The 559-nt window shown below is 38.3% G+C and carries 1 protein-coding gene; it reads left to right on the plus strand.

All coding sequences use genetic code 11. From position 1 onward, the window contains the following. A partial coding sequence (locus AAGV28_RS15410) for a transposase (protein ID WP_373407642.1) occupies positions 1 to 350 on the plus strand: 350 nt, incomplete at its 5' end. Positions 351 to 559 lie beyond the last annotated feature (209 nt).

A 559-nucleotide genomic window follows, 5' to 3' on the forward strand; every position in this document is an offset into this window, starting at 1 on the left:
AAAATGTGACTTTTGATTACAAAGATTACAAACAAAATGGATTTAAAAAGCAGATGATCCTGACGCATCAGGAGTTTATTCGTCGGTTTGCCATGCATATTTTGCCCAAAGGATTTGTGAAAATACGGCATTACGGATTTTTGAGCAGCACTTGGAAACGGCAAAAGCTAGGTGTATTGCAAGCAAAACTCCAAGTGCAACCTACTGTCAAAACAGCTAGAGCCACTAAAATCAGAAAATGCCAATGTTGCAAAACGGGCAACTTGCATACGATTCTAATTTTTGACAAACGAGGACCGCCTCAGTGGTATCTTGGCGATAGCCAAAATTCAAGTTCCTGTAAAAACTAATTATACGGGTAAGGGAACTTGTGACCAATAGTGAAGGAAAACACGATAAAAAACCAAGCAATACACTTCAAAAAAAAGAGGACAACTAATCCTCTTAAAATATCTTATAAAACCTTTACGAAAAACCCATAGTGGACGGACATGTAATCGGTTCCGTTCAACAGGAGTTTCATTGTTGGCTTTTCAAGCCCAACGAAACTCTAGCTATT

The organism is Flavobacterium zubiriense (genome assembly GCF_041729725.1).
Taxonomy (GTDB): Bacteria; Bacteroidota; Bacteroidia; order Flavobacteriales; family Flavobacteriaceae; genus Flavobacterium; species Flavobacterium zubiriense.